Source organism: Sphingomonas sp. R647 (genome assembly GCF_020177055.1).
In the GTDB taxonomy this organism is placed as follows: domain Bacteria; phylum Pseudomonadota; class Alphaproteobacteria; order Sphingomonadales; family Sphingomonadaceae; genus Sphingomonas.
Genome location: NZ_JAIQXT010000004.1, coordinates 258,596 through 283,991 on the forward strand (window position 1 = coordinate 258,596; position 25,396 = coordinate 283,991).

General features: G+C 66.8%; 26 protein-coding genes and 1 other RNA gene. 12 read left to right on the plus strand and 15 right to left on the minus strand.

Annotation, left to right across the window (positions count from 1 at the left end):
- Positions 1–5: 5 nt before the first annotated feature.
- Both K9B35_RS11360 and K9B35_RS11365 read left to right on the plus strand, forming a co-directional pair.
- The gene (locus K9B35_RS11360) at positions 6–1,832 is read left to right on the plus strand and encodes a DUF885 domain-containing protein (protein ID WP_224921955.1); all 1,827 of its coding nucleotides are present in this window, start codon (positions 6–8) and stop codon (positions 1,830–1,832) included.
- Positions 1,832–2,974: a serine hydrolase domain-containing protein gene (locus K9B35_RS11365; RefSeq protein ID WP_224921956.1), complete on the plus strand. Its 1,143-nt coding sequence runs from the start codon at positions 1,832–1,834 to the stop codon at positions 2,972–2,974. The genes K9B35_RS11360 and K9B35_RS11365 overlap by 1 nt, the downstream gene beginning before the upstream one ends.
- Here K9B35_RS11365 and ssrA read toward each other — a convergent pair.
- Positions 2,974–3,357, minus strand: a transfer-messenger RNA (tmRNA) gene (gene ssrA / locus K9B35_RS11370). The two genes, K9B35_RS11365 and ssrA, sit on opposite strands and share 1 nt — an antisense overlap.
- A gap of 47 nt (positions 3,358–3,404) precedes the next feature.
- Here ssrA and K9B35_RS11375 point away from each other — a divergent pair.
- Positions 3,405–3,836 (plus strand): RrF2 family transcriptional regulator, encoded by a 432-nt coding sequence (locus K9B35_RS11375; RefSeq protein ID WP_224921957.1) that lies wholly within the window; start codon positions 3,405–3,407, stop codon positions 3,834–3,836.
- 111 nt (positions 3,837–3,947) lie between these two features.
- Here the strand turns inward: K9B35_RS11375 and mscL are convergent, their stop codons facing one another.
- Entirely contained in the window at positions 3,948–4,406 is a 459-nt protein-coding gene (gene mscL / locus K9B35_RS11380; protein WP_224922238.1) for a large conductance mechanosensitive channel protein MscL, read from the minus strand.
- A gap of 143 nt (positions 4,407–4,549) precedes the next feature.
- On the opposite strand from mscL, the gene K9B35_RS11385 reads away from it, so the two are divergent.
- The 5 genes from K9B35_RS11385 to K9B35_RS11405 all read left to right on the plus strand — a co-directional run bounded on the left by K9B35_RS11385 (position 4,550) and on the right by K9B35_RS11405 (position 7,653).
- Entirely contained in the window at positions 4,550–5,134 is a 585-nt protein-coding gene (locus K9B35_RS11385; RefSeq protein ID WP_224921958.1) for a LemA family protein, read from the plus strand.
- Positions 5,135–5,217: 83 nt separating this feature from the next.
- Positions 5,218–5,640 carry a TPM domain-containing protein gene (locus K9B35_RS11390; RefSeq protein WP_224921959.1) on the plus strand — a complete coding sequence of 141 codons (423 nt, stop codon included), beginning with the start codon at positions 5,218–5,220 and terminating at the stop codon, positions 5,638–5,640.
- Positions 5,637–6,449, plus strand: a complete 813-nt coding sequence (locus K9B35_RS11395) for a TPM domain-containing protein (RefSeq protein WP_224921960.1) — start codon at positions 5,637–5,639, stop codon at positions 6,447–6,449. The genes K9B35_RS11390 and K9B35_RS11395 overlap by 4 nt, the downstream gene beginning before the upstream one ends.
- A complete protein-coding gene (locus tag K9B35_RS11400) occupies positions 6,449–7,123 on the plus strand; it encodes a TPM domain-containing protein (protein WP_224921961.1) in 675 nt (224 codons plus the stop codon). Before K9B35_RS11395 ends, K9B35_RS11400 begins: the two co-directional genes overlap by 1 nt.
- Positions 7,120–7,653 (plus strand): NUDIX hydrolase, encoded by a 534-nt coding sequence (locus tag K9B35_RS11405; RefSeq protein ID WP_224921962.1) that lies wholly within the window; start codon positions 7,120–7,122, stop codon positions 7,651–7,653. The genes K9B35_RS11400 and K9B35_RS11405 overlap by 4 nt, the downstream gene beginning before the upstream one ends.
- 3 nt (positions 7,654–7,656) lie before the next feature.
- Here K9B35_RS11405 and K9B35_RS11410 read toward each other — a convergent pair whose 3' ends face one another.
- On the minus strand, positions 7,657–7,938 hold the full coding sequence (locus K9B35_RS11410) for an ETC complex I subunit (RefSeq protein WP_224921963.1): 282 nt from the start codon (positions 7,936–7,938) through the stop codon (positions 7,657–7,659).
- 10 nt (positions 7,939–7,948) lie between these two features.
- Positions 7,949–10,399, minus strand: a complete 2,451-nt coding sequence (gene hrpB / locus K9B35_RS11415; protein WP_224921964.1) for an ATP-dependent helicase HrpB — start codon at positions 10,397–10,399, stop codon at positions 7,949–7,951.
- Positions 10,400–10,493: 94 nt separating this feature from the next.
- Here hrpB and K9B35_RS11420 point away from each other — a divergent pair, with 94 nt between their 5' ends.
- Entirely contained in the window at positions 10,494–10,706 is a 213-nt protein-coding gene (locus K9B35_RS11420) for a hypothetical protein (protein ID WP_224921965.1), read from the plus strand.
- 104 nt (positions 10,707–10,810) lie between these two features.
- Here the strand turns inward: K9B35_RS11420 and K9B35_RS11425 are convergent, their stop codons facing one another.
- Complete coding sequence (locus K9B35_RS11425) at positions 10,811–11,824, minus strand: polyprenyl synthetase family protein (RefSeq protein ID WP_224921966.1); 1,014 nt, start codon at positions 11,822–11,824, stop codon at positions 10,811–10,813.
- Positions 11,825–11,937: 113 nt separating this feature from the next.
- Between K9B35_RS11425 and K9B35_RS11430 the strand changes: the two genes are divergently transcribed.
- The 3 genes from K9B35_RS11430 (at position 11,938) to K9B35_RS11440 (ending at position 16,131) form a co-directional block, all read left to right on the plus strand.
- Positions 11,938–12,231 (plus strand): chorismate mutase, encoded by a 294-nt coding sequence (locus tag K9B35_RS11430; RefSeq protein WP_224921967.1) that lies wholly within the window; start codon positions 11,938–11,940, stop codon positions 12,229–12,231.
- A 45-nt stretch (positions 12,232–12,276) separates the two neighbouring features.
- Entirely contained in the window at positions 12,277–13,392 is a 1,116-nt protein-coding gene (locus K9B35_RS11435) for a glycosidase (RefSeq protein WP_224921968.1), read from the plus strand.
- A gap of 219 nt (positions 13,393–13,611) precedes the next feature.
- The gene (locus tag K9B35_RS11440) at positions 13,612–16,131 is read left to right on the plus strand and encodes a TonB-dependent receptor (RefSeq protein ID WP_224921969.1); all 2,520 of its coding nucleotides are present in this window, start codon (positions 13,612–13,614) and stop codon (positions 16,129–16,131) included.
- A gap of 22 nt (positions 16,132–16,153) precedes the next feature.
- Here the strand turns inward: K9B35_RS11440 and K9B35_RS11445 are convergent, their stop codons facing one another.
- From K9B35_RS11445 to K9B35_RS11490, 10 genes are all read right to left on the minus strand, one after another.
- Positions 16,154–17,056: a flagellar motor protein MotB gene (locus tag K9B35_RS11445; protein ID WP_224921970.1), complete on the minus strand. Its 903-nt coding sequence runs from the start codon at positions 17,054–17,056 to the stop codon at positions 16,154–16,156.
- A 3-nt stretch (positions 17,057–17,059) separates the two neighbouring features.
- The gene (gene motA, locus K9B35_RS11450; protein ID WP_224921971.1) at positions 17,060–17,923 is read right to left on the minus strand and encodes a flagellar motor stator protein MotA; all 864 of its coding nucleotides are present in this window, start codon (positions 17,921–17,923) and stop codon (positions 17,060–17,062) included.
- 92 nt (positions 17,924–18,015) lie between these two features.
- Positions 18,016–18,924 carry a flagellar hook-associated protein FlgL gene (flgL, locus tag K9B35_RS11455; protein WP_224921972.1) on the minus strand — a complete coding sequence of 303 codons (909 nt, stop codon included), beginning with the start codon at positions 18,922–18,924 and terminating at the stop codon, positions 18,016–18,018.
- A 5-nt stretch (positions 18,925–18,929) separates the two neighbouring features.
- The gene (gene flgK / locus K9B35_RS11460; RefSeq protein WP_224921973.1) at positions 18,930–20,261 is read right to left on the minus strand and encodes a flagellar hook-associated protein FlgK; all 1,332 of its coding nucleotides are present in this window, start codon (positions 20,259–20,261) and stop codon (positions 18,930–18,932) included.
- The gene (locus tag K9B35_RS11465; RefSeq protein WP_224921974.1) at positions 20,258–20,602 is read right to left on the minus strand and encodes a rod-binding protein; all 345 of its coding nucleotides are present in this window, start codon (positions 20,600–20,602) and stop codon (positions 20,258–20,260) included. Before K9B35_RS11465 ends, flgK begins: the two co-directional genes overlap by 4 nt.
- Positions 20,599–21,807 carry a flagellar basal body P-ring protein FlgI gene (locus K9B35_RS11470; RefSeq protein WP_224921975.1) on the minus strand — a complete coding sequence of 403 codons (1,209 nt, stop codon included), beginning with the start codon at positions 21,805–21,807 and terminating at the stop codon, positions 20,599–20,601. Before K9B35_RS11470 ends, K9B35_RS11465 begins: the two co-directional genes overlap by 4 nt.
- An 11-nt stretch (positions 21,808–21,818) precedes the next feature.
- Entirely contained in the window at positions 21,819–22,496 is a 678-nt protein-coding gene (locus K9B35_RS11475; protein WP_224921976.1) for a flagellar basal body L-ring protein FlgH, read from the minus strand.
- A 10-nt stretch (positions 22,497–22,506) separates the two neighbouring features.
- A complete protein-coding gene (gene flgG, locus K9B35_RS11480; RefSeq protein ID WP_224921977.1) occupies positions 22,507–23,295 on the minus strand; it encodes a flagellar basal-body rod protein FlgG in 789 nt (262 codons plus the stop codon).
- A 24-nt stretch (positions 23,296–23,319) separates the two neighbouring features.
- Positions 23,320–24,063, minus strand: coding sequence for a flagellar basal-body rod protein FlgF (gene flgF / locus K9B35_RS11485; RefSeq protein WP_224921978.1), 744 nt, complete (start codon positions 24,061–24,063; stop codon positions 23,320–23,322).
- Between the two features lie 26 nt (positions 24,064–24,089).
- Positions 24,090–25,379: a flagellar hook protein FlgE gene (locus tag K9B35_RS11490; protein WP_224921979.1), complete on the minus strand. Its 1,290-nt coding sequence runs from the start codon at positions 25,377–25,379 to the stop codon at positions 24,090–24,092.
- Positions 25,380–25,396 lie beyond the last annotated feature (17 nt).

Consider the following 25,396-nt stretch of genomic DNA (forward strand, 5'->3'; position numbering starts at 1 on the left):
CGCCCGTGACCCTGCGTCTTGCACTTCCCCTTCTGCTCGCTGGCGTCGCCGCCCCCGCGCTCGTCGCGAACGCCGCGCCACAGCCTCAAGCTGCCGTTGCCGATACCCGCGCGGAGGACGCCCGGCTCAACGCGTTCCTTGATGCCGCTTTCGACGCCAATATCGCGCTGAGCCCGGAATCGCAGACCGCGCTCGGCCTCAAGACCAATTACGACAAGCTCGACGATTATAGCCGTGCCGAGGGCGCGAAGCGGATGGCGATGGCCGAGGCGACGCTCAAGCAGATGCGCGCGCAGTTCGATCCCGCGAAGCTCGGGCCGCAGGGGCGGCTGAGCTATCGCCTCTACGAAACCCAGGTCGAACGTTCGCGCACTTCGTTCCAGTTCCGCGACTATGGCTTTCCGGTGTCGACCAATGGCAGCCCGGCGGGGCAAATCCCGGTGTTCCTGATCAACAACCATCGCGTCGCCAGCGTTGCCGACGCGCGCGCCTATATCGCCCGCATCGGCGAGACCGAGCGGGTGATGCGCGAAGTCGCCACGACGATGCGCGATCAGGCAAGCAAGGGCATCGTCCCGCCCAAGATGGTGTTCAAGCCGGCGCGTGAGGATGCGGCAAAGGTCATCACCGGTGCGCCCTTCGGCTCGGGCGCGGACAGCACCTTGCTCGCCGATTTCCGCAAGAAGGTGACGGCGCTCGACATCGCGGATGCGGAGAAGGCCGCGCTGATCGCCGACGCTGAAAAGGCGCTGACCGGGCCGTTCAAGCGCGGTTTCGACACCCTGTTCGCGGTACTCGACGAAATCGAGCCCAAGGCGAAGGGCAATGACGGCGCATGGAGCCTGCCCAATGGCGCTGCTTTCTATGCCAACCGGCTGGCGCAGAATACCACGACCGACCTGACCGCCGACCAGATCCACCAGATCGGGCTCGATCAGGTCGCCGCGATCCGCACCGAGATGGAGGCGGTCAAGGCACGCGTCGGGTACACGGGAAGCCTCGAATCCTTCTTCGACGCGATCCGCACCGACCCCAAGTTCAAATATCCGAACACCGATGCCGGTCGCGAAACCTATCTGACCGAAGCGCGCGCGGTGATCGCGAGGATGATGGACGTCGCCCCGCGCTGGTTCCACCGCTTGCCCAAGGCAAAGCTGGAGGTGCGCGCGGTCGAGAAATGGCGCGAGGGGACGGCGTCGGTCGCCTTCTACAACCGCCCCGCGCCCGATGGATCGCGCCCCGGCATCTACTACGTCAACCTCGCCAATATGGACCAGGTGCAGAAGATCCAGCTGGAGGGGATCGCGGTGCATGAGGGCGCGCCGGGGCATCATTTCCAGATCGCACGCGCGATGGAGCTGGAAGGGCTGCCCAAGTTCCGCCGCTTTGGCGGGTACAGCGTCTATAGCGAGGGCTGGGGCCTCTATACCGAGCGGCTGGCCAAGGAGATGGGCGGCTATGCCGATCCCTATTCGGAATTTGGCATGCTCTCGCTGCAGATGTGGCGTGCGATCCGGCTGGTGACCGATACCGGGCTGCACGCCAAGAAGTGGAGCCGCGAACAGGCGATCGATTATTTCAAGGCGAACTCGTCGATTTCGGCGGCGGATATCGAGCGTGAGGTCAACCGCTACATCAACAATCCGGGGCAGGCGACGAGCTACATGATCGGCCAGCTCAAGATCGCCGAGCTGCGCAAGAAGGCCGAAGCTGCACTGGGCGACCGGTTCGACATCCGCGATTTCCATGAAGTCGTGCTGGCCAATGGCGCGGTGCCGCTCAATGTGCTGAGCGAGGAAGTCGACCGCTATATCGCGGCGAAGAAGGGGTGATGCGCGCAGCCGCCCTGATCGCCGCGGCGTTGCTCTCCGGGTGTGCGACCACGCGGCCTGCGCAAGTGCGGGTGGCATTTGACGCAAGCGGTGTGACGGCGGCGCGGGCGAGCGGGGTGGCTGATCGGGCCACCGGGCGTCGCGTCACGGCGGAAGATCCGGTGCGGATCGCCAGCATCTCCAAGCTGGTGGTTGCGCTCGGCGTGATGCGGATGGTGGAGGCGGGGCAACTCGACCTCGACCGCGACGTATCGGAGATATTGGGCTGGCGCGTGCGCAACCCGGCCTTCCCCGATGCCCCGGTGACGCTCCGCCAGCTGCTGTCGCACCAGTCGGGGCTGGTCGACCCGGACGAATATCGCGTGCCGCTCGGCGAGCGGCTTGCCGATGTGGTTGCGCGGCCCGCTCTGTGGGACGCGCAGCACGCGCCGGGCAGCTATTTCCGCTATTCCAACGTCGCATTTCCAGTGATCGCCAGCGTGATGGAGAAGGCGGGCGGCGAGCGGTTCGATACGCTGATGCAGCGGCTGGTGCTCGCGCCGCTCAAGCTCGATGCATGCTTCAACTGGTCGACCTGTTCGGCCGCGAAGATCGCGCGGCACATCGTGTTGTACCGCGCGAGCGGAGAGGTCGCACTCGACGATCTGGGCGGCAAGCGTCCCGATTGCCCGGTGATCGCGAAGGATGGCTGCGATCTGGCCGGATACCGGCTCGGGGAGAATGGCGCGCTCTTTTCGCCGCAAGGGGGCCTGCGCGCGTCGATGCGCGATCTGGCGGTGATCGGCGCGATGCTGCTGAAGAACGACGGAAGTTTCCTTACGCGTGAATCGATCGCGGCGATGGCATGGACGCAGTGGCAATATGACGGGGCGAATGGCGACACCACCGGCGGCTTCTACTGCCAATATGGACTGGCAGTGACGACGCTCCCGGCTGGGCGTGTGGATTGCGACGATGATCTGTTCGGCGATGGGCGCACCCGGATTGGTCATGCCGGTGAAGCCTATGGATTGCGCTCAGGCCTGTGGATCGACCGCGCGACCGGCAAGGGCGTTGCCTTCTTCGCCTCCGCGACCCCACCGGTGAGCAAGGGGCGCACCGCGTTCAGCGTCGAGGAAGAGCGGCTCGCTAGGGGAAGGTAAGTGGGGAGCTTCTGTTGCCCGGTGCTCCCCGTACCGCTGGAATCCGCTTCTGTTGCCCGGTGCGGTCCAACCGCGCATTTTAGTCTAACCTTAATCCGTTAGGACTTGGGGTTAGGCCGCAATAGCGAGTGCTTCGTTATCGTTGGCACTTGTGAGTATGGGCCGTCACGGTGGTCCCATTCCGAACGAAAGAAACGCTTTTCAACACACGTCGATCCTGGTTCGGCCCCGTCAGAAACGGTGTCCAGAAACACCACCTTATGGTGGAGCCGCCGGGTACTGCCCCCGGGTCCGCTGCGTCTATTGCACGCCACAATTTATCGTCATAGCCGGGCGAACCCGGCCTGACTGATATAGGGACGCCAAATCCGAATGAAAAGAGTGGGTTTTGGCCTTGTGAAGGCCATAAACCGCGCGCAAAGAACGTGCCATGCTTACCCAGCGTTCCCGTTACGCCCTGCGCGCGATGCTGTTTCTGGCGAAACAGCCGCGGGAAGGCGCCCCGACGCCGATGACGCGGATCGCGGCTGAAGCGAATGTCCCGCGCAAGTTTCTCGAACTGATCCTCGCCGATCTGCGGGAGGCGGGGTTCATCCTGTCGACCCGCGGCAAGATGGGCGGATACCGCCTTGCCCGCGCCAACCACCTGATCTCGCTGGGTGAAATCATCCGCGTGATCGAAGGTCCGCTGGCGCTGGTCCCCTGCGTCAGCCGCACCGCATACCGCCCCTGCCTCGACTGCAAGGACGAGGCGGCGTGTGCGATCCGCAACGCGATGGCGCGGGTGCGCGATGAAACCGCGCGCATTCTCGACGGCACCAGCCTTGCGGATGCGACCGCCGAGGACATGGCGGCGGCTTAATCGGTTTGGCGCCTGACGGCGTACGGCACCGGCCCGCTCCCCCACCCGGCCACCCATAGGGTAGCTTTGCTGGGTTGCCGGGCTAGGGAGCGGGCCGGTGCCGTAACCGGATTAGACGGGTTCGTTCCGCTTCTTCAACTCGTCGCGGATTTCGCGCAGCAGCACGACATCCGCCGGATCGGCCGCGGGTTCGGCGGTGCCTTCGGCCTTTTCCTTCTCGACCTTCGCCAGCAGCTTGTTGACCGATCGGACCAGCAGGAAGACGATGAAGGCGAGGATCAGGAAGTTGATCGCCACGGTGATGAACTGGCCAAAGCCGAACAGCGGCACGCCCGCCGCCTTCAGCGCGGCATAGTCCGATGCCGACCCGGTATAGCCTGCGGGGATCTCGCCAAGCCGGATGAAGTAGCTCGAGAAATCGAACCCGCCGAAAATCCAGCCGACCACCGGCATGATGATGTCGTCGGTCAGCGATTTGGTGATCGTCCCGAACGCCGCGCCGATGATGACGCCGACGGCGAGGTCGAGCACATTGCCGCGGGCGATGAAGGTCCGGAATTCCTTGAGCATTGATGTCCCCCAGAGAGTGTGCGGCATGGTTAGCGCAATGGGCGTCGGTGCTGCAAATGTCGGGTTTCCATTGCGCAGTGTTCACGCGGTCCCTAAATTCGCGGTGTCGTATGAATGCGACACACTTTGAGGGACTGATCGCGATGAAGCTTCGTCTGGTTGCCGCGCTGGTTGCAGCGGCCATGCTGTCCGCCTGTGGTCTGAACAGCGTTCCGACTGCCGAGGAAACTGCCAAGGCGAAATGGGCGGAGGTGCAGAATCAGTATCAGCGCCGCGCCGATTTGATCCCCAACCTTGTTCAGACGGTGAAGGCCGCCGGCGCGCAGGAGAAGGCGGTTCTGGTTGAAGTGACGCAGGCACGCGCCGCCGCGACGCAGGTGCGCGTCAGCGATGCCGACCTGACCGATCCCGACAAGCTCGCCGCCTATGACCGCGTGCAGGCTGGCGTGACTCTTTCGCTCCAGCGGCTGCAGGAAGCCTATCCGGAACTGCGCAGTCAGGCGAATTACGCTACGCTGATGACCCAGCTGGAAGGGACGGAGAACCGCATCGGCATCGCCCGTCGCGATTATAACGAGGCGGTGCAAGGCTATAACACCACCATCCGCACCTTCCCCGACGCGATCGGCGCCAAAATCTTCTACGGCGCCAAGCCGATGGCCCCATTCCAGGCAACCACCCCGGGCGCCGACACCGCGCCCAAGGTGGACTTCGGGAACGGCAACTGATCGCGCACCGCTTCCTGCCGCTCCTGCTCCTCGCAGGGTGCGGGACGGCAGGATCCGGGCCGACGACAGAGGCATCGCCGACCGTGCCCGCCCTGACGGGCCGGGTGGTCGATAACGCCGATTTGTTGCCGCGCGACAAGGAAGCACTGCTTGAGCAGGCGCTGCTATCGACCGAGCAGCAGACGCGCAGTCAGTTCGTCGTCGTCACCTTGCCGACGCTGAACGGCCGCAAGATCGAGGATGTCGGGTTGGAGCTGGGCCGCACTTGGAAGATCGGCCGGTTCGACGTTGACGACGGGGTGATGCTGATCGTCGCGCCGACCGAACGTCAGGCGCGCATCGAAGTTGGCTATGGGCTGGAAGGCGTGTTGCGCGACGAGGAGGCGAAGGCGATTATCAACGACACCATCATCCCGCGTATCCGTTCGGGGAACATGCCCGGAGCGATCCTGGCCGGAAGTGCCGCGATCATCCGTGAAATCAATGTACCGGGAGCAACACCATGAGGTTCGTGCATCTGGTTCTGGCGCTGCTGCTCGCCGCGTTCGCCGGACAGGCGGCGTCGGCGCAGACTTTTCCCAAGCTGACCGGGCGGGTGGTCGATACCGCCGACCTGCTCAGCCCCGCGCAAGAAGCCGAACTGACTGCGATGTCGGAAGCGACCGAGAAGGCGACCGGGCGGCAGTTGGTTGTCGCGACGGTGCCGGACCTTCAGGGCTATCCGATCGAGGATTTCGGCTACAAGCTCGGCCGCGAATGGCAGATTGGGCAGAAGGACGCCGACAATGGCATCATCCTGCTGGTCGCGCCCAAGGAGCGCAAGGTGCGGATCGAGGTTGGTTACGGCCTTGAGCCGATCATGACCGACGCGCTGTCGGGAATGATCGTGCGCGACACGATCATCCCGCGCTTCAAGGACAAGGACATGCCCGGCGGGATCATGGCGGGTGCCGCCGCGATCAACGAACAGCTCAAGCTCCCGCTCGAAGCCGCCGAGGCACGGGCGAAGCAGCTGATCGACAGCGGCCAGTCGCGCAAGAAGGGCGGCGCGGGGCCGTTCGTGTTCATCTTCTGGGTGGTGATCCTGTTGATGGTCGTGCTGCCGATCGTAATTGGCGCGGCGCGTGGCAAGAAATATCGCCGTGGGCGTGCGCCGGTGGTGATCTGGGGCCCGGGCTTTGGTGACGGCGGCGGATCGTCCTGGGGCGGCGGTGGCGGCTCCTGGGGTGGAGGCGGCGGTGGCTTTGGCGGCGGCGGGGGCTTCTCCGGCGGTGGTGGCGGGTTCGGTGGCGGCGGCGCATCGGGGGGATGGTGATGGCACGGCGATTTACAGCTGAGGAACATGCCCGCGTCACCGCTGCGGTGGGAGCGGCAGAGCGCGGTACGGACAGTGAGATCGTGACGATCGTCACCGACTGGTCCGATCATTATCACGACGTCTCGCTCTACTATGCCGGTGCGGCGATGCTCGCGGCTTTGGGGCTGTTCGCATTCTTCCCCGACCTGCTCGACGCCAAGCTGGCGCTGTTCACCGGCGGCTGGGGTGAGGCCGAGCGCCACCTTCAGCTCGCGCTGCTGGTAGTGGTGCAGGCGGTGATCTTTCTCGCCGTCCGCTTCGGGTTCGAGGCGCTGCCGGGGCGTGGGGTGTTGATCCCCGGCGCGGTGCGCGGGCGGCGGGTGCGGCGGCGCGCGGTGCAGTTCTTCAAGGCGAGCGCGGAGAAGCGCACCGCCGAGCGCGTCGGCGTGCTGCTCTATGTCAGCCTGGCCGAACATCGCGCCGAGATCATCGCCGATGAAGCGATTCTGGCGAAGGTCGAAGTGGGCGTGTGGGGCGAGGCGATGGTCGCTTTGGTCGACAAGGTGCGCGCGGGTGACCCTGCGGGTGGCATGGCCGATGCGGTGACGCGGATCGGCGCGGTGCTGACGACGCACTTCCCGAAGACGGAAGGTGACGCCAACGAGCTGCCGGATCGGCTGATCGAGCTGTGAGCGCGCCCGACAGCGACGCCCCGGTCGAGACGGTCTGGCAGGGCAAGTTCATCACCGCGAAACGCCAGGGCCGCTGGGAATATGTCGCGCGCGCCCGGGGTATCCGCGCGGCGGTGATCGTCGCGGTGGATGATGACGGGCATCTGTTGCTGGTCGAGCAATATCGCGTTCCGCTGGGTCGCCGCTGCCTTGAGCTGCCTGCGGGCCTGATCGGCGATGGCGGGGATGACGAGGCCGACGAGACCGCCGCCGCGCGCGAGCTTGAGGAAGAGACCGGCTATCGCGCTGAGCGGATCGAATCGCTCGGCGAGTTCTTCTCCTCGCCCGGCATGGTCAGCGAGAGCTTCACGCTGGTCCGCGCGCACGGGCTGACGCGCGTAGGCGAAGGCGGCGGCGTGGAGGGCGAGGACATCATCGTCCACCGTGTGAAGCTGGCGGATGTCCCCGCTTACGTCGCCGACTGCCGCGCAGGCGGCATGGCGATCGACGTCAAATTGCTGTTGGCGTTGGGAAGCAGCCTGCTCGGCTAACGCTTACCGGAAATTGTCGGCGTAGGCCTGAAGCTTGAGTGTTTTCACCGGCGCGGGCACGACATGCACGTTGATCCCTTCGCGCGCGGCATAGTCCTTGGCCGCTTCCAGCGTCGGGAAGTTGAGCCGCAGCTGCGCGCGCGTATCGCCCGATCCGGCCCAGCCGGTCAGCGGGTCGGGGCGCTGCTTCTCATTCGATTCGAATTCGAGCACCCAGCGATCGGTGCGGGCGCGGCCCGACTGCATGGCGTTCTTCGGGCGCTGATAGATGCGTGCGGTCGACATGCCTGCCCCTTTAACCCGATCTTCCGCGCCGCGCATCCGCATTTTTTGTGCGCAGCGTTGCATTGGCGGCGGCGGGATCGTCGGGCCAGGGGTGGCGGGGGTAGCGGCCGCGCATTTCCTTGGCGACATCGGCCCAACTGCCCTTCCAGAACCCGGGCAGATCGCGTGTCGTCTGGATCGGTCGCCCGGCAGGGGAAGTAAGCGACAGCACCAACGGCGTGCCATCGCCCAGCATCGGATGGGCGGCCAGGCCGAACAACGCCTGCACCCGCACCTCGACGCTCGGCCCGCCTTCTGCGGCATAGTCGATCGCATGGCTCGACCCGGCGGGGGTCTCCAGCCGCGCGGGGGCAAGGCGGTCGAGGCTCTTCTGCCCCTCCCAGCCGAGCCGGTTCTGCAACGCTTGCGTCAGCCCTTCGCCTGAAATCGCGTCGAGGCGGCGCTTGCCCGCGAGCAGCGGGGGCAGCCAGTCGTCGAGATTGGCGATCAGCGCGGCGTCCGACAGCGCGTCCAGCCCGGCATAAGCCGCGCGCGTCCGCAGCGCCTGTGCGGTGTCGGGCCAGGGCAGCAGCGCCACGCCATGCGCGCGCACACCTTTCAGCAGCGCGGTGGCGATCTCATCCGGGTCCGCGGCGCTGTCGGGACCGGAGGACAGGCGAATCGCACCCAGCCGCCGTTCGCGGGTCGCTTCGACCCGGCCGGTCGCGGGGTCGAAGCGGACATGGCGGCGCGTTTCGATGCGATCGGCGAACAGGCTGTCGATCTGCGCCGCGTCGAGCGGAGCGGCGGAGAGGATTCGTGCGCCTGCAGCCATCCCCTGTGTCTCTGCGACCGCGAGCCATTCATTGCGTGCGAGCGCGCTGGTCGGATCGAGCTTGAACCCGCGCCCGCCCGCTGATGCCCAGGTCTCCCCGCTAGCGTCGCGGCGACGCGCGATGCGATCGGGAAAGGCGAGCGCGATGCACAGGGCGACCTGTTCGGCGCCGGGCTCGGTGCTGGCGGGCGCTGTCGGAGCGAGCTTGGCCCAGCGCTCGGCCAGTTTCCACGCCCCTTCCGCGCGCTGTCCCCGTTCGCCACGCCAGCGGCGCATCCGCGATTCGAGATCGGCGTCGTTCCCGCCCAGTCCGCGCTCGCCGAGCAGTACGGCGACTCGTGCAGCGGTGGTCGCCATGCCCATCTCGCCCGCGCGCACCAGCATATGCCCGAGCCGGGGCGGGAGCGGGAGTGCGGCAATCGCCTTGCCATGTGCGGTCGGGCGGCCATCGGAATCGAGTGCGTCGAGGGTCGTCAACCGCGCCCGCGCCTCGGCCACCGCAGCGGCCGGCGGCGGATCGAGCCAGCGCAAATCGCGCGGATCGGCAACGCCCCATAGCGCGCAGTCGAGCGTCAGCGCCGACAGGTCGGCCTCGAGTATCTCGGGTGGATCGTATGGCGGCAGTCCCGCCGTCGCCGCCGCTTCCCACAGACGATAGGCGGTGCCCCGCCCCTGCCGCGCGGCGCGGCCCGCGCGCTGTGTTGCCGAAGCCTGGCTCGCGCGTTCGGTGACGAGCCGCGTCATCCCCGCCGCCCGATCGTAGCGTGGGCGGCGCGCGAGTCCCGAATCGACCACCACCCGGATGCCGTCGAGCGTCAGCGAGGTTTCGGCGATCGACGTCGCCAGCACGATCTTGCGCCGGCCGGTCGGATCGGGGCCGATGGCGGCGCGCTGCGCACCGGGGTCGAGGCTGCCGTGCAGCTTGTGAACCACCGCACCGGGCACCTCGCCCAGCCGATCGGCGGTGCGCTCGATCTCGGCGACACCGGGCAGGAAGGCGAGGATGCCGCCCTCCGCCTCGCGCAGCGCCTGGCGGATCGCTGCGGCGACCGGTTCGTCGATCCGCGCCTCGGCCGGGCGGCCGAGATGGCGCAGCTCCAGCGGATAGCCGCGCCCTTCGCTCTCGATCACCGGCGCGCCGTCCATGAGCGCCGAGAACCGCGCACCGTCCAGCGTTGCCGACATCGCGACCAACCTGAGGTCCGGCCGCAATGCCCCCTGCGCATCCAGCGCCAGCGCCAATCCAAAATCGCTGTCGAGGCTGCGCTCATGCACCTCGTCGAACAGCACCGCGCTGACCCCGGCCAGTTCGGGATCGGCCTGGATGCGGTTGACGAAAATTCCCTCGGTCACGACCGTCACCCGCGTCGCCGCCGACCGCCGCGTGTCCATCCGCGTGGCATAGCCAAAGATACCGCCGACCTTCTTGCTCGCCAGCGCCGCCATCCGCTCGGCGGCGGCGCGCGCGGCCAGGCGGCGAGGGGACAGCAGCAGGATTTCCCCGTCGCACCAAGGCTCACTCAGCAGCGCGGGGGCGACTGCCGTGGTCTTGCCCGCCCCCGGCGGCGCGACCAGCACGGCGTTGCTGCCGCCACGCAAGGCGGCGAGCAAATCGGGCAGGACGGCATGGATCGGCAGGTCGCTCACCGCCCCGCCCTACGCAATTCGACGCGATGCTTGAAGCCGCGATGGCACTGGATCGCGTGGCGCGCGTTGCGGCGGATGGAAAAGGAGACACAGCATGGCACGCACGGTTTCGAGCTTCACGGTCGCAGCGGACGGCAAGGGCGATTATCTGCTCAATTTCGAGGATGAGGATGGCGAGACGATCGAGCTGACCGCGAGCTTCGAGCAGCTCGACCTGATCGCCGACGCGATCGGTGAAGCGCTGGATACGGACGAGGAAGACGCGCTTGGCGTCGATGACGACGCGGACGAGCCGGTCGAGGAGTAAGCGCTCGGTACCGGTTCGCTCCGCACCCGACCATCCGACGCCAGGGTGGCCGGGTGGGGGAGCGGGCCGGTATCGAACCTGATCCAGCGAAGCTGGATCAGCGACTAATACGCCCGCGCCACCGCGAACTCGACCGCTTCGATCATTGCGTCCTTCGCCGCGCTGGCGGGAAAGCCGCCGATCGCATCGATCGCGCGCTGGCCATAATGGCGCGCGCGGGCGAGCGTGTCGTCGACCGCGCGGCTGGACCGGACCAGTTCGATCGCATGCGCGAAGTCGTTGTCGTCGTTGCGGCGACCCAGCACCGCCTCGCGCCAGAATGCCCGCTCTTCGTCGTTGCCGCGCGCATAAGCGAGGATGACGGGCAGGGTCATCTTGCCCTCGCGAAAATCGTCTCCCGCGTCCTTGCCCATCGTCCCGGCGTCGGAAACATAGTCGATCGCATCGTCGACCAGCTGGAACGCGATGCCGAGATTGCGGCCATAAGCGTCGAGCGCAGCCTCGTCCGCTTCGCTCCGCTCCGCGACCACGGCGGCGATGCGACATGCGGCGGCGAACAAAGCTGCGGTCTTGGCACCGATAATGTCGAGATAACGCCCCTCGTCCAGGTCGATCCGGCGTGCGGCGGTGAGCTGGTTGACCTCGCCCTCCGCGATCACCGCGCTGGCGTTGGACAGAATCTTCAGCACCTTGAGGCTGCCATCCTCGACCATCAGTTCGAAGCTGCGGCTGAACAGGAAGTCGCCGACCAGTACGCTCGCCGGATTGCCCCAGATGAGGTTGGCGGTGCGCTTGCCGCGCCGCATATCGCTGCCATCGACGACATCGTCATGAAGCAGCGTCGCGGTGTGGATGAACTCCACCGCGGCGGCGAGGCGGTAGTGCCGGTTGCCGGGATAATCGAGCAGGCGTGCGCTCGCCAACGTCAGCATCGGGCGCATGCGCTTGCCGCCGCCCGCGATCAGGTGCCCCGCAAGTTCCGGGATCAACGGGATCTGCGACTGCATGCGGTCGAGGATCACCGAATTGACATGGTTCATGTCACCCGCAACCAGCGCGATCATCGGCTCGAGCGAGGGTTCGGCGCTGCGGCCGATGCGATGGATGGTCGCGCTCATGGCGACGCGATGGCGGCAAGTTGCCGTAAAGGCAAGCGTTGAGGGTTGCGTGGGGAGGAAAGCGCGGCAAGAAGGCGCCGTAGCGGCGGATTTGGCAACCAAAGGGCAGGAACATGAGCGACGAAACGCTGCAACGCTATCGCCAGAGCATCGACCGGATCGACGCGGCGCTGGTCTTCCTGCTCGCCGAACGGTTTCAGATCACCCAGGCGGTCGGCCGGTTCAAGGCCGAGACCAACCTGCCCCCCGCCGACCCGGCACGCGAGGAGCGCCAGATCGCGCGGCTGCGTGACCTGGCGGCCGAAGCTGATCTCGACCCCGAATTTTCGGAGAAATTCCTGCGCTTCATCATCGATGAAGTGATTCGCCACCATGCCGGGATGCAGGATATGCCGGGAACCGAGTAAGGCCCGGCGCGCTTGGCGCTGGGCGGGGTACAAAGGGTCGTAGGCATGATCGACGACACGCTGATCTTCACGCCTGACGATGTCGACCTGACGCGCTCGCCGCTGCGGCGGTCGCTCGATGCCGGCACCTATGTCCTCGGCGCGTTCAACCCCGGCCTGACCCGGCTGCCCGGCGGCAATCTGTTGCTGATGGTGCGCGTGGCCGAGGCGTTGACGCAGCCGGTGGTCGACGGCCATGCCCGCGCGATTCGCTGGACGCCGGATGGATATGTTCTCGATCGCTATCCACTCGACGGGATCGAGATGGACGATCCACGCACCTTTCGCCTGCGCGGGCCTGGCCCACGCCTGTCCGGCCTGACCTCGCTGTCGTGGCTGTTGCCGGTCGAGATTTCGGGCGACGGACGCAGCGTCGTGAAGGTGCATTACGACAAGGCGATCGAACCCTCGGCGTCGTTCATGGGGCTGGGGATCGAGGATGCGCGGATCAGCCTGATCGGCGGGGCGTGGTACATGACGGTGTGCGCGGTGTCGGACGAGCGACAATGCACCGCGCTCTATCGCTCGGTGAACGGGCTCGACTATCGCTGTGAGGGGATCGTCCTCGACCACCAGAACAAGGACATGTGCCTGTTCGAGGGCAAGGTTGGCGGCAAGTTCATGGCGCTGACCCGCCCGCTCGGCGAAGCGTGGTTCGCGCCGCCACCCGACAGCCCCTATGCGGGCGGGCCTGCGATCCAGCTCGCCCAGTCGCCCGATGCGCTGCACTGGAAGCCGCTCGATGCGCCGGGCCTGCGCGCGCGGCGCCGGACCAGCACGAATACGCGGATGGGCGGGGGCACGCCGCCGGTGCTGACGCCGCAGGGATGGCTGATGCTCTATCATGGGGTTGAACAGCGCGCGGCGATCGGCGCCTATCGCACCTTCTGGGCTCTGCTGGACCGCGACGATCCCTCGGTCGTGCTGCGACAGGAGGATGGCGCGCCGTTGCTGGAGGAGCTGCCTGCGCTGACCGATGGCATCGGCGAGCGCCGCTATCTGCCCGCGCCGGTCGTGTTCACCACCGGGATCGCCGATGCCGGCGACACCTATATCGTCGCGAGCGGCGAGGCTGACCTTGCCTGCCGCGTTTCGCAAATCCCAAAGGCGCGGTTCGATTAGCGTCGGGGTACGGCACCGGCCCGCTCCCCCACCCGGCCACCCATAGAATACACTGTCGCTGGGTGGCCGGGTGGGGGAGCGGGCCGGTGCCGCAATTCAGCGCAGCTGAATTCAACTCCAACTTCGCCTTCGCAGTGGCACAATTTTGCGACAAAGCGCGGCTAGTGCGCAGCCGCCGGGCCATCGTCCGGCGGGTTTCATTGGTTCTGGAGTAGTTGGATGCGGCAAGCGGCCTGGATGACGGCAGTGTTGATGACGACGGTGTCGCCTGTGGCGATGGCCGCGGATCAGACCGGATCGTCGGCTCCCTCCGCGACACCGCAGCAAGCCGAGCAGGAGCCTGAACCCAGCGCCCCCGGCGGCTCGGCAATGGGCGATGATGTCGAGGAAGTGGTCATCACCGGCAGCGCGCCGCGCGGATCGGTGCCCGGCGACGTCAAGCCCGAGCTGGTGCTCAACCCCGCCGACATCCGCGCTTATGGTGTCGGATCGCTCGCCGAACTGCTGACCGAGCTGGAACCGCAGACGCGCAGCGGGCGCGGGCGCGGCGGTGGTGCGCCGGTACTGTTGCTCAGCGGGCGCCGCATTTCCGGCTTTGGCGAGATTCGCGATATTCCGCCCGAGGCGATCGAGCGGATCGATATTCTTCCGGAAGAGGCCGCGCTCAAGCTTGGCTATCGTGCCGATCAGCGCGTTGTGAACATCGTGCTGCGGCGCCGCTTCCGTTCGTTCACGGTCGAACTCGATGGCAGCGCCGCGACCGGCGGCGGCACCGCCGGGCAGGATGTCGAGCTCAGCATGCTCCGCCTCAACCCCAATGGCCGCATCAACCTCGACCTCGAATATGAGCGCGATTCGACGCTGCTGGAGAGCGAGCGCGACATCATTCCGGACCCGGCGTTCCCGCGCCCGGACACGCAGTTCCGCTCGCTGCGCCCCGAAACGCAGAATTTGACGATGAACGGGGTGCTCAGCCGCAACATCGGCAAGACCGTCGCCACCGCGAACCTGCGGATGGAACAGAATTGGAGCGACTCGCTGCTCGGCCTGCCCACCGGCCGCACCGACCCGCTCGAGCGGAGCAGTGAAACCAACACGCTGCAGGGCGGCGTGTCGTTCAACGGCGACATCTCGACCAAATGGCGCTGGTCGCTGACCGGCAATTGGGACCGGATCGAAAGCCGCACGCTGACCGATCGCGACACGGGCCTGACCGATTGGGCGCAGTCGGTGTCGAATGTCGGATCGATCGACGGGCTGGTCAACGGCCCGCTCGCCGAGCTGCCCGCAGGCGCGATCAACACGAGCCTGCGGCTGTCCGGGCGGACCAGCGACCTCGACGCGCAATCGCGGCGTGCCGGGCAATATGTCGCGACCGATATCGGCCGCACCAGCGGCAGTGCGCGCGGCAACATCGATCTGCCCATCGCCAGCCGCAACAAGGATGTGCTGAGCCCGATCGGCAATCTGTCGCTCAACGCCAATGCGGAGGTCGAACAGCTGTCCGACTTCGGCACGTTGTTCACCTATGGCTATGGCGCCAACTGGTCGCCTGTCGACGGGCTGCGCATGCTCGCCTCATTCACCGAGGAAGAGGGCGCGCCCTCTGCGCAGCAGCTCGGCAACCCGGTGCTCGACACGCCCAATGTCCGCGTGTTCGATTTCGTCCGGGGCGAGAGCGTCGATATTACGCGGCGCGACGGTGGCAATCCGGGCCTGTCGGCGGACAATCGCAGCGTGATGAAGCTGGGGCTGAACTATCAGCCGGTGCAGAAGATCGATCTGAGCTTCAACGTCGATTATACCAAGAGCATTGTCCGTGACCCGATCGCGTCGTTCCCGACCGCGACGGCGGAGATCGAGGCGGCGTTCCCCGACCGCTTCGTGCGGGACGGCAGCGGTCGCCTGATTCGCATCGACAACCGCCCGGTCAATTTCGCGCGCAGCGAGCGTGAGCAGATCCGCTGGGGGATCAACTTCTCCGCACCGATCGCCTCGCCGCTGGCGCGCAAGGCCGCCGAAGAGTTTCGCGCGCGGCGTGAGGCGATGATCGCCGCACGTCAGGCGCAGCAGGGGCAGGCAGGCGAGGGCGGTGCCGTCCCGCCGCCGCCCGGCGGTGAGCGCCCGCGCGGCGAGGGCGCGCAGGGTCCCGGCGGCCAGCGCGGCCCCGGCGGCGGTCCCGGCTTTGGCGGTGGTCGCGGCCCGGGCGGACCCGGTGGCTTTGGCGGAGGCGGTCCCGGGGGGCCGGGCGGCGGCGGACGGCTGCAGTTCGGCGTGTTCCACACCGTCGCGCTGACCGACCGGATCGAGATTCGCGACGGCCTTCCCGCGCTCGACCTGCTCGACGGCTCGGCGACGGGCAGCCGGGGTGGCTCGCCGCGCCATCAGGTCGAGGTGCGCGCCGGCGTGGTCCGCGACGGGATCGGCCTGCGCCTCAACGCCGACTGGCAGAGCGCGACGCGGGTCGATGGCGGCACGACCGGTGCGGGTCAGCTGCGGTTCGATGACTTCACCACGGTCGGGGTGCGGCTGTTCGCCAACCTTGGCCCGCAGTTCAAATTCGTGCGCGACAATCGCTGGCTGGTGGGGACGCGGGTGGTGCTGTCGGTCGACAATGTGTTCGACAGCCGGCTGCAGGTGACCAACGCGACGGGCGGGACGCCGTACAGCTATCAGCCAACGCTGCTGGACCCGGTCGGGCGCACGGTGCGGATCAGCGTCCGGAAGCTGTTTTTCTGATCCTCCCCGTTCCGGGGAGGAATTACTTATCCAGCTTGCTCTTGCGATAGAGCAGGGTGATCGCGACGCGGCGGTTGCGCGGGTCGGCGGGGTCGGCGGCGATCATCGGCTCGCGATCGGCGACGCCTTCGATCCGCTCGAAGCGTGACTCGGGTACGCCCGCGGCGACCAGCCGGCGGCGCGTCTCCTCCGACCGGGCGCTCGACAGCATCCAGTTGTTCATGTTGGTCGGGTCGCCATAGCGCAGGCTGTCGGTATGCCCGCGGATCATCAGCGGATTGTCCGAATCCGCGATCGATTGCGCGACCAGCTTCACCAGCGCCGCCGCGTCGGGGACGAAGCTGGTCGTGCCGAGCGCGAACATGGAATAATCGGCATCGTCCATCAGGTCGATCCGCATTCCCTCCCGCGTCGGCACGAACCGCACCTGCTTGCCGAGGCGCGTGAGGCCGTTGGCCTTCATCTTGCGCTCGATCTCGCTCTTCATCTTGGCGAAGCCCTTGCGATCGGCGGCGGCCATCGCCTCCTTGTTCTTGAGGCTGCCCTTCTCGCCGGTGCCGACCCGGTCGCCGCCGGTCGCGCCGGCGGGAATCGTCATAGACCGCGTGCCGGTCTGCTTGGCGTTGGTCGGGTAATTGTCCTTGCCCTGAATCGCGTCGCCGCCCATCAGTCCGTTGGACCCGGCACTGTTCTGCTTGAACTCGATCAGCGTGGGCGCGAAATAATCGGCCAGCGCCTTGCGCTGTTTTTCATTGGTCGCGCCGAGCAGCCACATCAGCAGGAAGAACGCCATCATCGCCGTCACGAAATCGGCATAGGCGACTTTCCACGCGCCGCCATGATGGCCGCCTTCGCCGCCAATGTAGATCTTCTTGACGACGATCTTGGGCGGCTGCTTGGCCGCGTGGGGAGCTCTGGCCGTCACGGGTTACCTCCCGCGCAATCCGTCGAACACCTCGGCGAAGCCGGGCTGGTTGTGGTGGGCAATGCCGCTGCGCGCGGCTTCGATCACCAAAGGCTGTGGGTGGCCGTGGAGCGAGGCGATGATGATCTGCTTGACCGTGTGATAGATCGCCGCGTCGGCATCGATGATCTGCTTCAGCCGCCCGGCGAGCGGACCGACCAGGCCATAGGCCAGCAGCACGCCCAGGAACGTGCCGACCAGTGCCGACCCGATCATCGCGCCGAGCACGCTGGGCGGCTTGTCGATCGATCCCATCGTCTTGACCACGCCCAGCACCGCCGCGACGATGCCGAGAGCAGGCAGCGCGTCGGCGAGGTTCTGAAGCGCGTGTTGCGGCTCGGCGACCTCGTGATGGTGGGTCTTGATCGCGTTATCCATCACCTCTTCCACCGCGTGGACGTCGAGCGTGCCGGACGAAACGACGACCAGCCGCAGCGTGTCGGCGATCAGATTGGTCAGCGAATGATCGGCGAGCAGCCGGGGATATTCGGCGAAGATCGCGGATGATTTGGGGTCTTCGACATGCGGCTCGAGCGCGATCGGGCCGTCGATCCGCAACAGCTTCATCAGCTTGCTGACCAGGAAGATGACGTCGAGATAATCCTGCTTCTTGTATTTCGGCCCCTTGAGCACCTTCACGAAGCCGCCGCCCAGTGCCTTGAGCTCACGGCCCGAATTGCCGATGATCAGCGCGCCGACCGCAGCACCGCCGATGATCAGCATCTCGTGCGGGAGCGCGTGCAGCACGGGTCCGAGCGCGCCGCCGGTCAGCGCGAAGCCGCCGAACACCATCGCGATCAGGACGACGAAGCCGATTGCTGGAAACATGAGCGCGATCTTCCCCCGAAGTCATCGGAGCCGCCGGAACGGGCGGCCTATTCAAACATGTCTAACGACCGATTCACCCTGAACTTGAGGGCTCAGCGCAGATAATCGAACAACGACAGGCTGGTGAGCTTGGTGAAGCTGGCCTGTGTCGCCTGAAGGATGGTCAGTGTCTTTTGCAGCTCCGCGATCGAGGTTGCGGTGTCGGCATCTTCGATGCCGGTGCGCACCGCTTCGCGCGTGATCTCTGCCTCGCCCAGCCGATCTGCCTCCAGATCGAGGCGGAAGGCGCGCGCGCCGACCGAGGCGCGGGTCGCGCCGAGCTGGTCGAGGGCGGCGTCGAGGTCGCTCATCGCGGTATCGACGCCGCCCTCCGCTCCGTCCGGCCCGAGAGCCGCGGCGAAGGCGGAAAGAATCTGGAACATGTCGGTCGCGCCATCCGATCCGGCGATACCGCCGAACGCGCGCGCGCCGCTGGTGGTGGCGGCGATCGACTCGCCGTCTCCGATCGGGATCGCGGCGGGTTCGCCGCCGCCGGTCCAGGCGATGCTGCCATCGTCCTGACGGGTGAAGGCGGTCGTGCCCGACGAGCCGCCGAACAGCGGGTGGCCGCGGGTGTCGGTGCTGTTGGCGACGCCGACCAGGTCGTCGAGGATCGCCTCGATCTCGACCTTGATCGCCGCGCGGCCCTCGGCGCTGAGCGTCTCGCTGCCGGCCTGCACCGCAAGCGTGCGGGCGCGCTGAAGCTGGGTTTCGACCTGATCGAGCGCGGTGTCGGTCGCGCCGAGCAGCGCCTGTGCCGCCTTGATATTGGCACCATAGGCGCCGTCGTCGGCATCGGCGCGCTTGAGGCCCGACAGCTGCTGCCACCCCGACGCGCCGTCGGATGGGGCGAGAATCTTCTTGCCCGTCGCCACCTGTGTCTGCAGCCGGTCGGCCTGACTATTCAGGCTCGCCATCATCAGCGAGGGGCGATCATAGCTCTGGCTGGTCGTCACGCGCATGGGGATCACCGGATGTCGAAGAGGGTCTGGAGCGTTTCGCGGGCGACCTGGATCACCCGGCTCGACGCTTGATAGGCCTGCTGGAAGCGGATCAGGTCGACCGCCTCCTCATCCACATTGACGCCGGACACCGAATCGCGCGCCGCGACCGCGTTGCTGCGGATCGTCGACTGGACCTCGGCAATCGCGCGGCGGCCCGCGAGCGCGCTGGCATTGCCGGTGGTCAGCGTCGTGACCTGACTTTCAAAGCCCTCGTCGCGGCGCAGCGTTGCAAGCGCGGTCAGGTTGCCATTGTCGCGCTCGCCACCGCCCGTCGCCGCGGCAGCGATGCCGCGCGGATCGGTCAGGACCAGCTGGAAGTCGCGCGCGCCGGTCGCGGCGAACATCGCCGAACCGGTCGTGCCGTTCAGGTCATCGCCGCTCGCCTGCACCGCGTTCACGCCATCGGCGAAATCCGTCGCGAGCGTGTCGAGCGCGGCTTTCGCATCGGCGAGCCGTGTCGCACCCTCGGCCAGGCCCGCAAGCGCACCGCCGCTGGGCGAGAGCGCCTGCGATCCCTCGATGCCATAGACGGCGAACGACACCGCGCCTTCGCTGCGGGCATAGGTGGCGATCGCCGCCTGATCGCCCTGCACCAGCAATGGCCCGCCGCCTCCGGCGCGCACCGTGGCGCGGCCCACAGCGTCGAAGCTGGCGGACACATCGGTCAGCGCCGCCATCGAATCGAGCAGCCGGTCGCGCTCGTCGAGCAACGCGGCCTGTCCGCTGCTGTTCTGTGCCGTGCGGCCGAGCGCGCTGTTCACTTTGGCGAGGCCCGCAGTGAGTGAATTGAGATCGTTGACCGCGGCATCGGCGGTGCCGTCGAGGTCGGCGAGGCCGCCCTCGATCGCGGTCGCGGTCGCGGTGAAGCTGTGCGCCAGCGTTGCTGCAGCCTGAAGGAAGGTCGCACGCGGCGCACTCGCCGAAGGGTCGGCGGCGAGGGCGGTGGCGGCGTTGAAGAATGCCGTCATCCGCTCGTCGAGCTTGTTGGTGGTCAGCGCGCTTTCGACGCGGCCGAGCCACACGACCCCGGCCTCACTGCGGGCGAGGTCGGATCCGGCGGAGCGCACTTCGGCATTGCGCAGGTCGCTGCCGGTGCGGGTCACGCCGCTGACCGTCACGCCAAGGCCGTTGAGCGTCCGGCCTGATGCGTCGCCCGGCGCTGCGACTTCGCGCGTCGATGCGATGCGGCGCGAATAGCCGTCGGTCCCGGCGTTGGCGATATTCTCCGACGTCGTGGTCAGCGCGGTCTGGTAGGCGCGCACCCCGCTTGCGCCGATCGAGAGCATGTCGGTCATGGCGTTTCACCTTTGTCGACGTCTGCGACCGGAGTCGCGGCGACGCTGCCGGCCTTGGCGAGGAATTCGGTCATTGCCTTGCCGATTCCCATCGGCGTGTGCGCGGCCATATTCTCGGCGAGCTTCTGGTCCTGCATGTCGCGGAACTGGTCAAGCGCCTGGCTTTCGAACAGGCTGTCGGCCAGCTTTGCCTTGCGCATCGCGCCCAGCATCATCTTGGTGAAGATCGCCTCGAACTTCTCGCCCGCCTGGTCGAGATTGTCGCGCGTCCCCAGACGCGCGGTGTCCGTCGAGACACTGCCCGTGAGCTTCAGCGATGCAGGGGCGATCGGCTGGGTCACAGGACGATCAGCTCCGCCTTGAGCGCGCCGGCCTGCTTCAGTGCTTCGAGGATCGCGACCAGATCGGCCGGCGACGCGCCGATCGCGTTCACGGCCTTGACCACATCCGCCAGCTTGGGACCCGGATCCATCAGGAACATCGGCCGCTTCTCCTCCTCCACGCCGACGCCGCTCTGCTGTTCGACCCGGGTCTCGCCCTCGCTGAACGGCAGCGGCTGTACGACCCGCTGGGATTCATCAATACGAACGGTAAGTTTACCATGTGTTACCGCAGCGGGGCTGACCCGAACGGCCGAGTTGATGACCACGGTGCCGGTGCGCGCGTTAACGATTACCTTGGCCGCAGCCTCGGCGGATTCGACGTTGAGGTTTTCGATCTCGCTCATGATCTGCGCGCGGACGCCGGCGCCCTGTGGCGCGGTGACGGCGACCGACACGGCGTCGATCGCGCGCGCGGTGCCAAAGCCATAGCGGCCGTTGATCGCATCGGCGACGCGCTGCGCGGTAGTGAAATCGGCACGCGCGAGATTGTAGGTCAGCGTCGGAGCAGTGGCGAAGCCGGTCTCGACCGCACGCTCGACCGTTGCACCCTCAGGGATGCGGCCGGACGAGGGGATGTTGACGACGATCTTCGACCCGTCAGCGCCCTCGGCACCCAGGCCGCCGACGGCAAGGTTGCCCTGCGCCATCGCGTAAATCTGTCCATCCGCACCCATCATCGGGGTCAGCACCAGCGTGCCGCCGCGCAGCGACTTGGCCTTGCCCATCGACGATACGGTAATGTCGAGCTTCTGCCCCGGCTTGGCGAACGCGGGCAGCTCGGCGGTGACCAGCACGACGGCGGCATTCTTGAGCGCCGGGTTGACCCCGGGCGGCAGCGAGAGGCCGAAGCGGGCGGTGACCCCCTTCATCGACTGGACCGTATATTCCAGATTGTCGTCACCCGTGCCCGGCAGACCGACGACGATGCCGTATCCGGTCAGCTGGTTGGTGCGGATGCCCTGAAAATTGCCGAGATCCTTGATCCGCTCCGCCGCGACGGGCTGGGCGAGGATCAGGGTGGCGCCAAATGCGAGAAGTGCCGCACCGGCCCGCACCCCTACCCGGCCACCCAGCCAAGCTACCCTATGGGTGGCCGGGTGGGGGTGCGGGCCGGTGCGGCGGCTCAGCGCAGCGCCAACAAAAGCGAGGAGAAAGCGGATCATCGATGCTATCCTCAGAACGGGCTGATCATCTGGAAGAAGCGGCTGAACCACCCCTGTCGGGCGGCGCGGGCGACATCGCCCTTGCCGGTATAGGCGATGCGGGCATCGGCCACGCGGGTCGACGCGATGCGGTTGTTCGCATCGATATCGGTGGGGCGGATGATCCCCTTGATCTGGATGAACTCGTCGCCGCGGTTGAGCGTGACGCGCTTTTGACCCTGCACCAGCATCGTTCCGTTGGGCAGCACGGCGGCGACGGTGACGCTGATCTCACCCGACAGCGCGTTCGACTGGTCGGCCGCGCCGCTGCCCTTGAACCCGCGCTTGCCGCTGATGCTCGCATCGGTCTGGTTGAACAGGTTGAGCGCGCCGGTCGTCGGCGGCGTGATCGAAAAGCCGCCGCCGCTGTCGAGATTGGTGCCCGCCGACTTGGATGCACTGGTCCTCTCGACCAGCACGATCGTCACCGGATCGCCGACGCGGCGCGCGCGCGTGCCTTCGTGGAGCGCGGCATAGCCTTCGCTGGCCTGAAAGATCGAGCCATTGGCGGCGGGTGGCGGCGCGACCGGAGCGGGCAGGGTGACGGTGAAGTCCTCCGCCGGCTGCTTCTTGCCGAACAGCTTCGCGTCGACCGGCTGCGCGGCGAATGCGCAGGCGGTGAGAGCGGCGAGGGCGGAGAAAGTGCGCATCGCGTGGCCCTCAAACATTCTGGTTGATGTACTGGAGCATCTCGTCACTCGCCGAGATCATCTTGGAATTGACCTCATAGGCGCGCTGGGTCTCGATCATGTCGACCAGCTCTTCGACGACATTGACGTTCGATCCTTCGAGCATGCCCTGACGGATGTTGCCGCGCCCGTCCTGCCCGGCGATGCCCAGGTTGACCGCGCCGCTCGCTGCGGTCTCGACGAGGTAATTGTCGCCGATCGCCTGCAGTCCCGCGCTGTTGGGGAAGGCGGCGATCTGGATCTGGCCGATCTGGCTCGCCTCGGTCTGGCCCGAAATGGTCGCGCTGACCGTGCCGTCGGACCCGACAGTGATCGAGGTTGCGCCATCGGGAACCGTGATGCCGGGCATCACCTGATAGCCCTCGCTGGTCACCAGCATGCCTTCGGGCGAGCGCGCGAAATTGCCTGCGCGGGTGTACCCCAACTGGCCGCCGGGCATCTGCACCTGGAAATAACCATTGCCGTCGAGCGCCATGTCGAGCGCATTGCCGGTGGTCTGCATCGCACCCTGGGTGTCGATCCGGGCAGTGCCCTGGATGCGCACGCCGGTGCCAAGATTGGTGCCGGTGGCGTAGCGCGTCTCGGCGGTGCTCGCGGCACCCGGCGCGGTCACGACCTGATAGGCCAAGGCCTCGAAGCTCGCCCGGTCGCGCTTGTACCCGGTGGTATTCACGTTCGCGAGGTTGTTCGAGATCACCCGCATGCGCATGTCCTGGGCATCAAGCCCGGTGCGCGCGATGTGCATTGCTGCGGAACCCATGATTCTGGTCCTTCCCTAAAATTCTTAGCTGACGCGCATCAGCGATGCGGCGCTCTCGTCCATCGACTTGGCTTCGCGGAGCAGGTTCGCCTGCACCTCGTAGCTGCGCTGGTTCTCGATCATGTCGACCAGCGCCTGCGTCAGATTCACGTTCGATCCTTCGAGCGCGCCGGACATCACCGTCGCGTCCATGTCCTGCGGCAGCGCGCCGCCGCCGCGGACATGGAGCAGATTGTCCAGTCCCTTGACGGTGGTGCTGCCGGAATCGCTGACCAGCTTGAGCTGATCGATGATCTGCGGCGGCTGCGCGGGATCGGCCCCCGGCGGGACGATCGACAGCGAGCCATCGGTGGCGATCATGATCTTGTCGTGCGGCGGCACGGTGATGGGGCCCCCCGACCCCATCACCGGGAAACCGTCGCCGGTTTCCAAGACGCCACTCGGCGCAACCCGAAGGTCGCCGCGCCGTGTATAGGCTTCGCTGCCATCGGCGGCCTGAACCGCGAGCCAGCCTTCGCCGGTGATCGCGACGTCCAGCCCGCGGCCGGTCTGGGTGATCGCACCCGCGCGCCGGTCCATGTCGACCACCGTTTCAGCGCTGGGCTGGCGGCTGTCATGGCCGTCGCCCTGCACCAGCAGGCGTTCGAAATTGACGCGGTCGGCGCGGTATCCGACCGTTGAGGCGTTCGCGATGTTGTTCGCGATCGTCGCCTGCGCGTTCATCTGGCCCTTGAGGCCGGACAGTGCGGTGTAGACGAGCCTATCCATCGCGAATGCCTCCTAACCTACTGAAATCAGCTGCGGATGTTGAAGATGGTCTGCGAGATCTGGCTCGCGGTATCGAGCGCCTTGGCGTTCGCCTGGAAGTTGCGCTGCGCCGCGATCAGCCCGACCAGTTCTTCGGTAATGTCGACATTCGACCGCTCCACCGCGCCTGACATCAGCCCGCCAAAGCCGTTGACCCCCGGTTCGCCCAGCCGCGGTTCGCCCGACAGGCCGGTCGCCGCCCAGGTCGAGTTGCCAAGCTGACGCAGTCCCGACGGGTTGGAGAAGTTGGCGAGCGCCATCTTGCCCAGCGCGAGGCTGTCGCCGTTGGAGAAGCTGGCGCGGACGATGCCGTCCTCGCCCACCGTGACGCCGTCGAGCTGGCCGACCGCCTTGCCGTCCTGGCTGCGTCCGTTGATGCTGAACGGCGCACCGAGCTGGGTCGTCGCGCTGCCGAAATCGAGCGCGATGCTTTGCTCGCTCGTGCTCGATCCGACCGTGAACGGCGCAAACTGCGTCGGCGCGGTTGGGCTGGTCAGCGCGCCGCTGGCATCGAAGGTCAGCGTCACCGGCTGCGGGTTTGCTGCGTCGGTGCCGAGCTGACGATCGCCGACAAAGCTGTACACCGACCAGGTGGTCGGCGCCTCGGTCGTCTCGCGCACGAAATAGCTGGTCATCGTCAGCGGGTTGCCGCTGGCGTCATAGATCGTCGTCTGGGTCGAGTTGTTGTAGGTGCCCGGATCGAAGCGGTCGAACGCATAGGGCGTGTCCTCGCTGAACCGTGACGCTTCCGACGGCACCGACGAATAGGCCGACAGGTTGATCGACAGCGCGACATTCTCGGTCGCCTCGGGCACGCCGCTGGTCTGCGGAAGGCGCAGGTTCACGGTCGAACCCAAGCCCGTCGCGACCACTGCGCCCGATCCGTCGACCGGATAGACCTGAAGATAGCCGCCCTGCGAGTCGGTGACATAGCGGTCGCTGTCGACCAGAAAGCTGCCGTTGCGGGTGAAGTTGACGCCCGCCGAATCGAGGCTCGGCTTGACTGCGAAAAAGCCGTCGCCTTCGATCGCGATGTCGAGGCTCGATGCCGATTGCTGCATCCCGCCCTGGCCGAATTGCTGGCGGATCGCCTTCACCACGGTACCCGACCCGATCATCTGATTGGGATTGAGCGACACGCTTGATGCGATGACGTCGGCGAATTCGGTGCGGCTCTTCTTGAAGCCGTTGGTCGAGACGTTCGACAGGTTGTGCGAGATGGTCGACATGTCGGTCTGCGCCGCCTGAAGACCCGAGAGCGAGGTGTAGAAGGACATCGAAATAGGCTCCTGTT